Consider the following 14,155-nt stretch of genomic DNA (forward strand, 5'->3'; position numbering starts at 1 on the left):
AAGCTAGCCATATAAGCAAATATCTTGTGAAGACATTTCCGCCGCATGATCCAGATACCGGAGCAAGGTGTACAGCTTTTCCTCAATGACGTTGTAATCATGGTCAAAGTTGTAGGCATGCAGAAAATGCTCGATCTTCTTTGACAAAAAGTTGTCTTTCGTTCTGACCATTAGAATCAGCAAGTTATCCCATTCAGAGCGATGTGTGTAAAACAAAGCCCGATCATAATCCGCTTTAATCATTTTTCTCTCCTCCTTAAAGGAGTTACTTGTAGTTTGTGCGGGAAGACAAGGAACATTCCCATACAAAATGTGGAGAAGTCCCAAACTGCGGTCTGTATCAATTTACCTGAATAAAAAAGCAGGTGTTCAATGAAACGAATCATCCTTTTAAGTGTAATGTGTTTTTTATTTTTCCCTTTGCCTATACGAGCTGAAGGAATTGTTAAACCACATCATATTTATACATATGAGAAACTGGAAGCAGATTTGAATGTTTTAGAGAAAAAAAACAAAAATATCGTCATCCGGGAAATTGGGAATTCCCATCACGGCAGAAATATTTGGGCGGCGCAATTGGGAAAAGGCGATCAGGCCATTTTACTTGTTGGCGCACATCATGGCAGGGAGTGGCTTACGACTTCGTTATTGATGAAGATGCTCGAAACATATAGTGAAGCTTACGCCAAAAACAGCTCGATAGACGATTTTTCAACCGATATCTTGGATGAGGTCAGCATCTGGTTCGTACCGATGCTTAATCCAGATGGAGTCAGCATCCAGCAGGGTGATCTATCGCACCTTGACTGGAAGGAAAAGATGGCACTTTGGAAAATGAACAAGCTCAGATTGGATTATCGCAGCTGGAAAGCAAATGGAACTGGAATCGATCTTAACCGCCAATATCCTGCCGGTTGGGAAGACAGCAAGACAGAGGTAAACCGTCCGCATTATCAATACTACAAAGGAACTCGGCCACTTCAAGCAAAAGAAGCTCGGGCTTTAGCGGAATTCACAAGGCGAATTAATCCGGAGATCGCAGCAAGCTACCATACCTCAGGAAGAGAAATATTCTGGCATCACAACAATAAAGCGGAAAACGTAATCAGGGATTATCAAATAGCCCGTAAAACGGCGGCCCTGACTGGTTATCAACTTTCCATGCCTGAAAAGCATGCGGTAGGAAGCGGGTTTACGGATTGGTTCATAACTGAATTTAACCGGCCTGCATTAACGATTGAAATTAGTTACCTTGTAAAGGAAACGAATCCTCCGCTTTCGGTTTTTACCGAGGAGTGGAAAAGAAATAAGGCTGCCGGTCTCATGCTTGCAGAAGAAGCCCGTAATCTAAGTAAGAATAAGCATAAGAAGGACAATCTTATCGCATATTAAACATATATGAAGTAAAAGGAGGCGCATCATGAAAAAGATTTTAAGCATCTTATTTGCTGTAATGATTATGTTCCAATCAGGTGTCATCGCAGCAGAGAAGCCGGATTATGAAAAGTATGGACAAATCGCCATCGCGGTTGTGAAGGCTGACTATCCGGGTGAAGCCGTCACCGAATATCAGTACCTTGGCCGTAAAAAGTTAATGAACGATCAGGTTGAGGATGGTTTTCTATTTAACGTGACCGAAAATGGGAAAAAAGTCGATGTGACGGTAAAGGTGCGGCATAGCCTTGCCGACAATAAAATGTTGAATTTGACGGTTGAGGAAATTAGGGGGCAGTAGCAACCTTAATCATACCAATATCTTTAATTGAAAAACGCTTGGAATTCCAAGCGTTTTTTTATCATGTATTTTTTCCGGTTCTTCTATCATACATTGTGGTAAGACTCAAAATGGGGGAGAAGCCGATGAACATTGCGGAACGAAATGCCCTGGAGAATTCAATCAGTGAGATTACCGAGATTGCGAAAGGATTCGGTCTCGATTATTATCCGATGCGCTACGAAATATGTCCTTCTGAAATCATTTATACGTTTGGTGCGTATGGCATGCCGACGCGTTATTCCCACTGGAGCTTTGGGAAGCAATTTCATAAAATGAAGCTCCATTACGATTTTGGTTTAAGCAAGATTTACGAATTGGTGATTAACTCCAATCCGTGTTATGCCTTTTTGCTTGATTCCAACACATTGATCCAGAACAAGTTAATTGTTGCCCATGTCCTGGCCCACTGCGATTTTTTCAAAAATAATGTCCGCTTTCAAAATACGAAACGTGATATGGTCGAAAGTATGGCGGCAACAGCTGAAAGAATCCGGCAATATGAGATTGAACACACAAAAGAGGAAGTGGAAACATTCCTGGATGCCGTCTTGGCGATTGAAGAGCATATTGACCCATCGCTGGTTCGTCCGAAGCTGTCTTGGACAATGGAGGATGCGGCGGAGGAAGAAGAGGAATCAGCCAAACCATCTTCGTCTCCGTATGACGATTTATGGTTGCTTGATCAAAGAGCTGATACCCATACGAAATGGATGAAAAAGAAAAGAAAATTCCCGCCGCAGCCGGAAAAAGACCTTCTTTTATTCATTGAGCAATATAGCCGCGAGCTGACAGACTGGCAGCGGGACATCTTAACGATGATGCGAGAAGAAATGCTTTATTTCTGGCCACAGCTGGAAACGAAAATCATGAACGAAGGCTGGGCATCATATTGGCATCAGCGAATCCTGCGCGAATTGGATCTGACATCGAATGAAGCGATTGAATTCGCGAAGTTGAATGCGGGAGTGGTTCAGCCTTCAAAGACCAGTATCAATCCTTATTATTTAGGATTGAAGATTTTTGAAGACATCGAAGAGCGATATGATAACCCGACAGAGGAAATGAAGGAGCGGGGTGTTAAGCCAGGTTCTGGGCGTGAGAAAATGTTTGAGGTTCGCGAAATTGAAAGCGACATTTCTTTTTTGCGAAATTACCTGACGAAGGATCTTGTCATGCGGGAGGATTTGTATTTGTTCCAGAAGCAGGGCAAGGATTACAAGATTGTCGACAAGGCTTGGGAACAAGTGCGCGATCAGCTCGTCAGTATGCGCGTCAATGGAGGGTTTCCGTATATCACGGTTAACGACGGGGATTATCTGCGTAATGGAGAATTATACCTGAAACATTGGTATGAAGGAATTGAACTTGATGTGAAATACACGGAGAAAGTGATGCCATATATCCACCAGCTGTGGGGACGTTCCGTTCACCTCGAATCGATGATGGAAAATAAGGAAATTCTGTTTTCCTATGATGGGAAAGGAATTCACCGAAAGTATTTATAAAATGACTGGCTGCCGCAAAAAAATGGATTGCGGCAGCCTTTTTCTGTTACGAAGGAGGCATCTAAAGTATAGAAATGAACTAAGCTACATTTTTTTAGTTATTTAAACAAACTTACTTACATTTAGTAAGCGAATTGTTGTAGAATAGAAATGAATTAGGTATTCTTTAAGAAGTACAAAACTAACTGGAATTCCGCATAGATAACAAATTGAGTCGCAAAATAAACGATAAAAAGGTGAATATAAGCATGAATGAAACAACAAAAATCAATCAAGAAATCATTTCAATTTTAGAGGATAAAATTCAGTTAATCAAAAGAGATTCAGGGGCGATTTATTTAGTCGGCCCCATCAGATTGCCAGTTAATTTAGACGGAGAAACCGTTACATTCAAGTGGTATTGTTGGTTGAATTGTGATGAGGTGACGGAGGATTATGAGCGGATCATCGAGAAGCTTTCCTCTGAAAACCTGGCTGAATACCAGCAATCCAGTGTTCTGGTATACGGGGATTTTGAATACGATCAAGAGGCATTAATCCGTATGCATTCCATCTGTCATACTGGCGATATTTTTGGAAGTAAACGATGTGATTGCGGCTTCCAGCTTAAACAATCGATGAAAATGATCGTCGAACACGGAACAGGAGCATTATTTTATTTAGCAAACCATGAAGGAAGAGGCATTGGTTTGTTTAGTAAAGCAATGGCGTATGTTTTGCAAGAAAATGGACTTGATACCGTTGAAGCGAACGAAAGCCTTGGTTTTGTCGATGATTCTCGGAATTACAGCGATGCGATTGAAGTTTTAAAAGCCTTGCGTACGAAGCCCGTAACGCTCATTACGAATAACCCTAAAAAAATGGACGCCCTGCAAAGCTCAGGCATGCGTGTATCAGGCAGGACGCCTTTATGGGGGGATATTTCCGAATTCAACGAGAAATATTTGCAGACAAAAATCAATCGTTCCGGACATATCGAAGACGGAGGGTGAGTTCAAATGACTAACCATGAATTTTACATGGAATTGGCGTTGAAAAACGCACAAGCCATGAAAGGGCAAACAGATCCGAATCCATTAGTTGGCTCTGTGATTGTCAATGAAAATCGGGTTGTCGGCATTGGCGCCCATCTTAAGGCGGGAGAGCCGCATGCGGAAATCCATGCCATTCGAATGGCGGGAGAAAAGGCTAAAGGCGGAACCATCTATGTGACGCTCGAACCTTGTTCTCATCACGGAAAGACCGGTCCATGTGCAGTCGCCATTGTCGAAGCCGGTATCAAGACAGTGGTCATTGCCACGCTGGATCCAAACCCGCTTGTTTCCGGCAGAGGTGTCAAAATCCTTCAGGATGCGGGCATCGAGGTTGTCGTTGGAATTTGTGAAGCAGAATCACGGAAGATGAATGAAGTATTCAATAAATTCATTGTCCGCCAAACTCCTTTCGTGACATTGAAATCCGGCATTACATTGGACGGGAAGATCGCCACCGCTTCAAATAGCAGCAAGTGGATCACATCCGCGGAGGCTCGCCATGATGTCCATCAATTAAGAAACGAAAATATGGCGATACTTGTCGGGATTAATACAGTGATTCAAGATAACCCGGAGTTAACGACAAGAATCCCGAATGGCAGAAATCCGATACGCGTAATTTTGGATTCGACTTTAAAACTCCCTCTCGAATCGAGAGTGGTAACTGATAAGCAGGCGGATACCTGGGTGTTTACAAGTGAATCGCATCAACCAGAAAAGAAAAAGAAACTGGAAGAGCTGGGTATCAAAGTTTTTGTAACGAAAAATCCATCCCGGGTCAATCCATCAGAGGTATTGGAAATTCTCGGAAAACAGCTTGTGTCTTCTTTATTAATTGAGGGCGGAGGAGCGATCAACGCTTCATTTGTTGAAAACAAATTAGTGGACAAAGTGATAATCTATATCGCTCCCAAATTGATTGGCGGCTCTTCTGCGCCTACTTTTTTAGAAGGAGCGGGTATCGATCAGATGGGAGATGCGATCGAACTATCCGATGTGTCCGTTACGAATCTGGGCAAAGACTTTAAGTTTACAGGCTATCCCATCTACAAAGAGGAATCTTGATATGAAGTTTGGTTTTGATATTGATGATACGTTAATCAATTTAAGGGAACATGCCTTTCATATATACAATAAAAATTTGAATCAGAATGTGGCCATCAATGTATTCCAAGCATTAGAGACCGTTGAAATTCATGAAGCATTTGGCTTAAACGCGGAACAAGGCAAGCAAATGTGGAACAGTTCTTTGGAGGATATTTATTATACCTCCTGTCCTCCTTATCCAGACGCGGTTGAAACGCTGAGCGCATTAAATGAACAAGGCCATGAAATTTACTATATTACAGCACGACCAAAAGAACATGGAAAACGGACGAAGAAGTGGTTAATGGCACAGGGATTTCCGGTTCAAGAAGGCAGATTCTTCTGGGGAATGAAAGATGAGGAAAAGGTGAAAATCATTCAAGAGTTGGGGCTGGATTTTTACTTTGATGATAAGCCTGCAGTCCTCGAAACGTTAACGAAGGCTTCATTACAATTATATGTAAAAAACCAATCCTACAATCAACATGTTAATTTGCCTCGGATTACAGATTGGGCTGAAATGAATGAAGTCATCAAGCAAACAATCAAGCCGGAATGAATAGTAGGGCATTACTTCACATTTGAAGTAGTGTCTTTTTGTTTTGAACCGTTGCAAAGTGAAACTTATAAAGATTTGGTTCCTCACTTGACTATATAAGTTGAACTAAAGATTACGTATTAATAAATTTTTGGCTCATTTAAGCTCCAACAGGATAGGCCGGGGAGAAAGCGAGCTTTCTCTCGGCCTATCCTGTTGGAGCAACCTTTCAGCTATGCTGAAAGGCATGTGAAACTCTGGTTTCACATGAATGAGCCAAAATTAAATCATTAATTCAACTTATATAGATTGTTATTCTATTTGCTTTGTTAAAGTTTTGTTGACAAATAAACAGTGATATTTAACATAGCTATTCTAGTAAATTAACGATTTATATTATTTTGTAATAGAATTGTAATATCCCTGTGATGCGACTGTTATGCTAAATCGTTTATATTATGTTTAGCAAATCACAACCGGGGGTAAAGTAAATGCTTAAGAAATTTATTGCTGCTCTATCAATTGCAGCCATCGTTGGAACTGTTGCACCGTCAATTGGAGAAGCTGCACCTCACCATTCAAAAGCTATCTCAACTGCCAAGAGCAATTTAGGAGTTAAGTATAAATGGGGCGGCATTACACCCAAAGGATTCGATTGCTCAGGACTTGTGAAATATTCATACAGCAAGGCAGGAAAAACATTGCCTCGTACAGCAGCCGAAATGTACAAAAAAGGTACACGAGTAAGCAAGCTGGCAGTCGGTGACCTAATGTTCTACGCACCGAATAGAGCTTCTAGACCGACTCACGTCTCTATCTATATGGGAAGCGGGAACATGATCCACGCTGCTTCATCAAAAGGCGTGTCCATCGCAAAGACAAACAACACATACTGGAAACCAAAATACATTGGCGCAAAGCGCATATAATAGTTAAGAGAGCCGTAATGGTTCTCTTTTTTTATGAAAAAATCAGAAGTCTTCAATCAAATGAAGGCTTTTTGTTATTTCTCTATTAAAAGTATTCTAAAAAGCTTATGAAATTATAGTATTTTCCGATAAAAGTAATATGAAGTAAACTAAGAATATTTTGTTATTTCTTGTGGTGCTTGTAATTATTCAGATTTAAAGGGGATATGGAAAATTACAAATACTTCAGATGAACCAAACCAGAGGAATTCAAAACACAAAAAGGGGCCGGGAAATGAGAAAGAATAAGTTAAAGCTAAAATTAGGTACAAAAATAAATTTTATTGTTTTAGGGATTTTACTATCCTTATCGATTGTGATGGGAATCGTGGTTGTACAGCAAGTCACCGCCGGAATTAAGGAATTCGCAGTCGAAAAAGCAAAGGGGGATTTAAGTGTTGCCTACGAGTATTTAAACTCTGAACACCCTGGGGCTTGGAGCGTTAAAGATGGAAAGCTGTCTAAAGGTTCCACCGTATTCAATGATAATTTCGAATTTGTTGATTTGATTGGGGAACAAACGGGCGATACAGTAACGATGTTTCAAGGGGATACGAGAATCGCCACAAATGTTATGGTCGATGGCGAGCGGGCTGTTGGAACACAAGTTTCCCCGGAAGTTGCCGAACAAGTGCTCAATAAAGGTGAAAAATACTATGGGGAAGCAGAGGTTGCCGGCAATGGATATCAAACGGCCTACATGCCTTTGAAAGATGCTGATGGAGAAATAATAGGGATTTTTTATGTAGGGGCGTCACAGAAGATTATAGATAGCACAATAGCCGGTTTTCTTAAATCGTTTATATTAGTTCTTGCAGTTGTGATTGTTGCTGCCATCATTATAACCATATGGTTCACTAGAAGATTAAGAAAAAGATTAACAACACTATCAGAAGCTCTTGGAAATGCCGGGAAAGGGAATTTTACAATGGAAGTTTTAGACCAAGCCGGTGATGAACTTTCAGACCTTTCAAATAGTTATAATGATATGAGAGAAAGCCTGAAAAAGATGATCATAGAAGTAACTGAAACCACTGAGCAGGTTGCAGCATCCGCAGAGCAGCTGAATGCAGGTGCAGAGCAAACGAGTAAGGCCACAGAGCAAATCACTGAGGCGATCCAACAGGTAGCAAATGGCGCCGAAAGCCAAACGGAAAATGTCGAAGAAAGTGCAAAGACAATGGAAGAGATCACAAAAGGGATTCAGGGAATAGCAGAAAATTCCTCATCCATCGCTGAAATTGGCTTGCAGACGACGGAGCAAGCGCAAGCTGGAGAGGTATATGTCAGTAAAACCGTGGAACAGATTAATGCTATCGATAAAGCGGTTAATACAAGCGGTGAAGTTATCACTCTATTGGATAAGCGATCACAGGAGATTGGTAAAATCACAAACGTGATTACAGATATCGCCGATCAAATAAATCTATTAGCTTTGAATGCGGCCATCGAAGCTGCGCGTGCAGGTGAACATGGCAAGGGGTTTGCAGTCGTTGCCGATGAAGTTCGTAAGCTGGCAGAGCTTTCCCAGGCATCATCCTCTCAAATCTCTGAGCTTATTAAAGGGATCCAGGTCGATATGAAACGGTCAAACAGCTCAATGGAGCAGGTGAAGTCAGAAGTTCAAGACGGGTTAAGCATCGTCGAGAAAACTCAAGAGAGCTTTAAGGAAATCCTTGCTTCGACAGAAATAATGGGTTCAAGAGTAGATGAAATGGCAGCAGCTTCTGAACAAGTATCCGCCAGCGCCCAGGAGGTAGCGGCATCAGTCGCGAGTATTTCTACCGTTTCCCATGAAACCTCGATGCATTCCCAGACAGTGGCAGCATCTGCGGAGGAACAACTGGCTTCAATGGAAGAAATCACATCCGCCGCCAATGCCTTATCGGAAAGAGCGATGCACCTGCAGGAAATGATGGGTGAATTCAGTATAAAATAAATCGGCTTCAGAAATGTTAAGTCGTATTGAGTTGCTATATAAGTTGAACTAAAGATTACGCATTAATAAATTTTTGGCTCATTTAAGCTCCAACAGGATAGGCCGGGGAGAAAGCGAGCTTTCTCTCGGCCTATCCTGTTGGAGCAACCTTTCAGCTTTGCTGAAAGGCATGTGAAACTCTGGTTTCACATGAATGAGCCAAAATTAAATCATTAATTCAACTTATATAGTTGCAAAGATAAAAAAAGCGGCTGACTCCAAAGGTGTAATATTGTAGCCTTTGAAGTCAGCCGCTTTTTGTTTTGTTGAACTATGACTCCCTGCAGCTGTTGCTCTATATGATTAGCCAATATAGTTCATAAGTCCTTCAAGGTTTTTTACTCAATAGAAAAGTTTTTACTACAACCATGCTTCAGAACTTTTCAACTAAAAATCAGTGTTCAAGGTTTCCATAAAGCTTATGGAAGATTGTATCTATATAAGCTGAATGTTCCGTTTCACCGTAACCCAGTATTTGTTTTTCAATAAACCGGCAAACTTCAGCTGATGTGTTTAATTCGATTTCGTTTAGATAGGACTGTACCGCTTTGTATTTTTTAAAAGCAACAGGTTGATTTTGAATGAAGGAGAAAATTTGCCCTTCAAAATTTAAATGAGAATGAAGAATATAGACAAGATCTCGGGTTTGTAAATACTCAACATTTTTCTCTTCCTGTCCGGGCAGGACGGAGTGCAGAAAAATAGGCAGCTGCTTTCTGAGTGCTTCACTTACGGTTACACCACCTGGTTTGGTAATGATTAAATCTGCCCAGTCATACAATTCATTCATTTTCTCCTGGCTTGCAATGTAAGGATAGGGAATTACGGAAGGATCTTGTATATCCTTAATGCTTTCATATAAACGTGAATTGGTTCCACATAAAACTTTGTACTCAGCCGAACTGGATCGGGGCCCTCCCCCTTGGGTGAGGTTGAACTCATTGATAAGTCCAAGATTACCTCCAGCGACAAGGATATGTACCGGTATATTATATAATTTTCTTTTCTTCTTTATTGTAATTTTATCATTTACGCAAATACCGGAAATTTTAATGTTTTCTGCTGGAACTCCAGTTTTTTTCAACTCTGTTTTAACATGATGTGAAGGAACAAAGTGCCAGTCAATGTCATTTTTGTTCCATAGGCTATTCATGAAAAAGTCAGTATATATGTTGATAACAGGAATCGTTAGTACCCTATATTTCTTCAGTTTACCCACAAGGTAGGAAGAGAAGCTATGGGTGCATACAATAAGATCTGGTTGTTCGCGCACAAGAAGTTCTTCCATTTTTTCTATAAAGATGGATTCGTAAATCCCTTGAATAAGATGGGAATCTTGGCTGAAAAAATGATGATAGAAGCTGCTGTAATAAGAAGGCGCTTTTTTAATCCAGTTAATATAGAAACGGGAAATTCCTTTTTCAAGAGCCGGACTCATGAAGTGTAAGAAATCCACCTTTTTACAAAGGATCGACGGAAATTCATCCTGAAAGGCTTCTATAATGGCATCTGTCGTTTTATGATGGCCTGATTCCATGGTAAACAGCGGTAAAAACAGTACCTTTTTCATTTTTCTCCTCCATCCTATTTGCCGGCAATAAGGTGCTTTACCGGCTGTTTTACTGCTTTTTGCGCGGGGATTATACTGGCGACGCAGCCAATGATTAGGGACATAATCAGCCATAACCCTACACCTAAGGGTGAAAATGAAAAGTGCAGTGGGGAATGAATTAGCGATTCCCCAATTTTTTGATTTAATATGAATTGCAGTGGAAATGACAATGCAGCGGATATAATCCACGATATAAAAGCGATGAAAATCCCTTCACCTATAAATAACTGATGTATTTTATATGATGGTCCCCCTACAGCACGAATTAATCCAATCTCATGGGTTCTTTCAAGAACATTTCCACTCATCGCTGTAATCAAATTCACTATGCCGACAACTGAAAAAAGAATACCCGTAAATAATAAAGAATAAACAACAAGATCAATTATTTCATGGGGCCTGCTATTCATATTTCCAACTGTATCAAATGCTTCAATTGCAATTTTATTGTTATTAAAAAGCTGCTCCATGTTGTTTATAACTACGGAGGAATATGTTTTCCCGTATGAATCAAGTTTTACAATGACCCTGTTTGGCTGCTGTCCAGGCATCCAGGAATGATAATCGTCAGAAGCCATAAAAATAACCGGACCATTTAATTGTCCCTGGATAACCCCGCCTATCTTCAAGGTTCGTTCTTGATTTCCAACTTTTAACGAAATGGATTGGCCAGTCTGAATGTTTCCTGCCAATGCTTGAAAATCACTGTTAATAACGATATGAGTTTTAGGTAACCGGTCTAACCACAATCCTTCAGTTATGGCAGGCTGTATCATCTTGCTCTCTCTTGGAACCGAAAGCAATAGAGTACTAACCGGCTTTTCTTTTGAAAAAAGTTCTGCTTCAGCACTTCTTCCCGTCCAGCTTTCCGCTTGAAGAACACCCTGTGATTGTTTAGCGAGCTGTGTAACTTCACTAATGTTCAAGCTTGTTCGAATATCCCATTCCAGATCATGCTTCCAAAAGCTTTGCATGTCTTTAACTGTGCCCGTTAAGGAGTTATTCAAGCCGATACAGGCAATAATAACGGCTCCTCCAAAAGAGAGCATTAGAATATTGGTGATAAACTGAATTCTTTTTTTTCCTGCATTTCTTAAAGAGAGGAGAAAAAATGAAAACCTGGAGGCCTTATGTTTGCCTCCTTTGCGGTATGGACGGCTACCATGAATCAATCCCTGGACAATCGGTACTTTCAAAGCAATAGTGATTGGTACAATTCCTGAAACGATCGGAACCAGGAAGGACAGCCCTGTGATAATAATAAGTACATCTTTAGAATATTCAAATTGGAACACACCTATATTCAGCTCTTCTATGAGATATTGGGAAAAATAATAGGAAAGGCCAGCGCTTAATAGCAACGTTACCAAAAATATAACTGATCCGATTATGCCCAGTGTGACACTAAACTCCTTCCATAAGTGCTTCTTCTCTGCACCCAAAACTTTTAAAATGCTCATACTTTGGATCTTTCTTGCTGTAAGGCTATAGAAAAAGTGAATGACAAGAATGATGCCGAGTACTAATGCCAGTGACCCCAGGATGATTAACAATAGGAAAACCGTATCAGTCATTTGTTGTCTAAGCAGGAGGGAATCGTTTGATGATTCAGTACGGTACACCGTAATCTCATCAGGCTTCAATTGATTCTTAGCATTTTGGAGAATTTCCGCTCCATTTTTCTCATATTCCTTTGAATTGACCGTGATTTGAATGGAGTTCTTGTCATCAGTCAATCCAAGCGTTTTTAGTGAAACAGGGGAAATGTAAGCACGCCCCAGACCGCTGTATTTAGCAGGAATATAATCATAATCGGTAATATAGCCTGCGACAGGCACCTCTTTTTTTGCTTTCCCCGGTAAGGTAATGGAAACCATGTCATCCTTTTTCAGGCGAAAATAGTCCATGGTTGTTTTCTCAAGATAAATACCCGATTTATAGGGATGAGCAGGAACTATATTAATCGATTCCTCATGATTAGGTAAAACTATTAATTCGAAATTTTCTTGGGAACCATTGATCTCTAATCGACCCGGGGTTTTAAAACGGGCATCAGCGTTCGTAATTCCTTCTATATCAGTCAATTCAGGAAGCTTATTCCCAAAGAGATTCGTATAAAAATAAATAGTAGAATCTTGCTGTCCGTTACCCGGTTGTAATGAGTCACTGAACGATTTACTCGTATTCAGTAGCGTAGCTAAAGTAGTTAAGCAGATAGAGATAGAAATAATAATTAAGAAGATGTTGGCTCTATCCTGCCATAAATCTCTCCACGCTTTCTTCATATATATAGGGATCATAGCTGGCCTGCTTTTTTGTCCAGAAGAAACTGTTCTGAGACGACCCCGTCCTTAACGAGTAAAGAACGCGATACTCTCTGTGAGAAATCTGTATCATGAGTAACCATAACAATTGTTTTACCTTGCTTTGAAAGCTCATTAAAAAGCGAAAATATTTGCTCGGCATTTTCAGAATCGAGATTGCCAGTAGGTTCATCAGCCAAAAGCAAAGGCGGATCATTGGCTAAAGCTCTCGCTATCGCACATCTTTGTTTTTCACCCCCGGATACGGAGTCAGGGAAAAGATTAGCTTTATGTTGCAGCCCCACACGTTCGAGCAGCATCAAAGCCCGTTCCTTTCTTTTTTTTCGGTTTAAGGAACGGGAAAATTCCATTGGAAGCATCACGTTTTCCAGTAGTGTGAGTGTCTGCAACAGGTAGAAAGACTGAAAGACAATCCCCGTTTCAAAACAACGCCACTTCGTCAGAAGCTTTTCTGGAAAACTAGAAATCTTTTTTCCTAAAACTGTAACCGTTCCTTTTGTAGGAGAATCTATTCCCGACAGGATGTGTAGTAAAGTGGATTTTCCACTACCTGACTTCCCGATGATTCCGACAAACTCCCCTTTATTAATGGAAAGGGTAACCTCCTTGAGTGCTGAAAATTGCCCAGCTTCATTTGAATACAGCTTTGAAACATTTTCTAGTTCTATCATTAACAGGTACTCCTTATGTAACCTTTTACTATTGTAATAACATGTTGCTTTATCGAAAGCAACTTCTCTAGAAGGCTCTATTATTTAAAGGGTTTTTAACTATGAGAAAAAATTCACAAAAAATAGGTTTTATCTCAATGGATTCTATTAGTTTCATCGTCAGATCAAGAAGATTTATGATTTAGGAACTATATATTTTACTTATTTCTTCCAAATTTTTGATTATTAGTATTTATTTTTTTGGAAAATATTCGTTGCTTCTTTTAAAAAAGAAAATTTCAATAAAAAAAATTTAATTAGATATTTTTAAAAAAAGACAAAAATGAAGAAATGTAAAGGGAGAGTTAGCATTTGTATAGTGACTTTTCACCATGATAAAGCGGTGGGATAGAAATAGTAAAGATGAATTTGGAAGATAATGGTTAAACATTAAAGTTATTTTACAAAAGTAACAAAGATATAAAATCGGTAAATGTCACCGTTTCCAATTGCGTAGCAAAAAGGGTTTTAGAATACTGTGGTAAAAAAGAACGGTTTTCTATTCTGTGAAAAACGTCGGATTGATAAAAATATTTGTCGTCATTAATCTAAGTTTGACAAAGGCCATGTCGATTTTTAAAGTGAGCGTGGAAAGTCAACTAAATAGCGAAAGGAGAACTATC

Annotated in this window: 12 protein-coding genes; 8 read left to right on the forward strand and 4 right to left on the reverse strand. The window is 40.0% G+C overall.

All coding sequences use genetic code 11. The features are described 5' to 3' along the window. Positions 1-3: 3 nt before the first annotated feature. On the reverse strand, positions 4-243 hold the full coding sequence (locus LQ216_RS02280) for a YhdB family protein (RefSeq protein ID WP_230126501.1): 240 nt from the start codon (positions 241-243) through the stop codon (positions 4-6). Positions 244-372: 129 nt separating this feature from the next. Here LQ216_RS02280 and LQ216_RS02285 point away from each other — a divergent pair, with 129 nt between their 5' ends. From LQ216_RS02285 to LQ216_RS02320, 8 genes are all read left to right on the forward strand, one after another. Beyond that, positions 373-1,392 (forward strand): M14 family zinc carboxypeptidase, encoded by a 1,020-nt coding sequence (locus LQ216_RS02285; protein ID WP_230126502.1) that lies wholly within the window; start codon positions 373-375, stop codon positions 1,390-1,392. A 28-nt stretch (positions 1,393-1,420) separates the two neighbouring features. Beyond that, a complete protein-coding gene (locus tag LQ216_RS02290; protein WP_230126503.1) occupies positions 1,421-1,735 on the forward strand; it encodes a DUF3889 domain-containing protein in 315 nt (104 codons plus the stop codon). 125 nt (positions 1,736-1,860) lie between these two features. Further along, positions 1,861-3,282 (forward strand): SpoVR family protein, encoded by a 1,422-nt coding sequence (locus tag LQ216_RS02295; RefSeq protein ID WP_230126504.1) that lies wholly within the window; start codon positions 1,861-1,863, stop codon positions 3,280-3,282. 248 nt (positions 3,283-3,530) lie between these two features. Next, positions 3,531-4,274 carry a GTP cyclohydrolase II gene (locus tag LQ216_RS02300; RefSeq protein ID WP_230126505.1) on the forward strand — a complete coding sequence of 248 codons (744 nt, stop codon included), beginning with the start codon at positions 3,531-3,533 and terminating at the stop codon, positions 4,272-4,274. Between the two features lie 6 nt (positions 4,275-4,280). Next, positions 4,281-5,381: a bifunctional diaminohydroxyphosphoribosylaminopyrimidine deaminase/5-amino-6-(5-phosphoribosylamino)uracil reductase RibD gene (gene ribD / locus LQ216_RS02305; protein ID WP_230126506.1), complete on the forward strand. Its 1,101-nt coding sequence runs from the start codon at positions 4,281-4,283 to the stop codon at positions 5,379-5,381. Between the two features lies 1 nt (position 5,382). Then, complete coding sequence (locus LQ216_RS02310; RefSeq protein ID WP_230126507.1) at positions 5,383-5,961, forward strand: HAD family acid phosphatase; 579 nt, start codon at positions 5,383-5,385, stop codon at positions 5,959-5,961. A 470-nt stretch (positions 5,962-6,431) separates the two neighbouring features. Next, positions 6,432-6,869 (forward strand): C40 family peptidase, encoded by a 438-nt coding sequence (locus tag LQ216_RS02315; protein ID WP_230126508.1) that lies wholly within the window; start codon positions 6,432-6,434, stop codon positions 6,867-6,869. A 274-nt stretch (positions 6,870-7,143) separates the two neighbouring features. Continuing rightward, entirely contained in the window at positions 7,144-8,847 is a 1,704-nt protein-coding gene (locus LQ216_RS02320) for a methyl-accepting chemotaxis protein (RefSeq protein WP_230126509.1), read from the forward strand. Between the two features lie 433 nt (positions 8,848-9,280). Here the strand turns inward: LQ216_RS02320 and LQ216_RS02325 are convergent, their stop codons facing one another. The 3 genes from LQ216_RS02325 to LQ216_RS02335 are packed head-to-tail and all read right to left on the reverse strand — an operon-like array spanning position 9,281 to position 13,493. After that, positions 9,281-10,456, reverse strand: coding sequence for a glycosyltransferase (locus tag LQ216_RS02325; RefSeq protein WP_230126510.1), 1,176 nt, complete (start codon positions 10,454-10,456; stop codon positions 9,281-9,283). A gap of 14 nt (positions 10,457-10,470) precedes the next feature. Beyond that, complete coding sequence (locus LQ216_RS02330) at positions 10,471-12,798, reverse strand: FtsX-like permease family protein (RefSeq protein ID WP_230126511.1); 2,328 nt, start codon at positions 12,796-12,798, stop codon at positions 10,471-10,473. Further along, on the reverse strand, positions 12,795-13,493 hold the full coding sequence (locus LQ216_RS02335) for an ABC transporter ATP-binding protein (protein WP_230126512.1): 699 nt from the start codon (positions 13,491-13,493) through the stop codon (positions 12,795-12,797). The genes LQ216_RS02330 and LQ216_RS02335 overlap by 4 nt, the downstream gene beginning before the upstream one ends. Between the last annotated feature and the right edge of the window lie 662 nt (positions 13,494-14,155).

This window comes from Bacillus sp. CECT 9360 (assembly GCF_918741275.1).
Taxonomy (GTDB): domain Bacteria; phylum Bacillota; class Bacilli; order Bacillales; family DSM-1321; genus Peribacillus.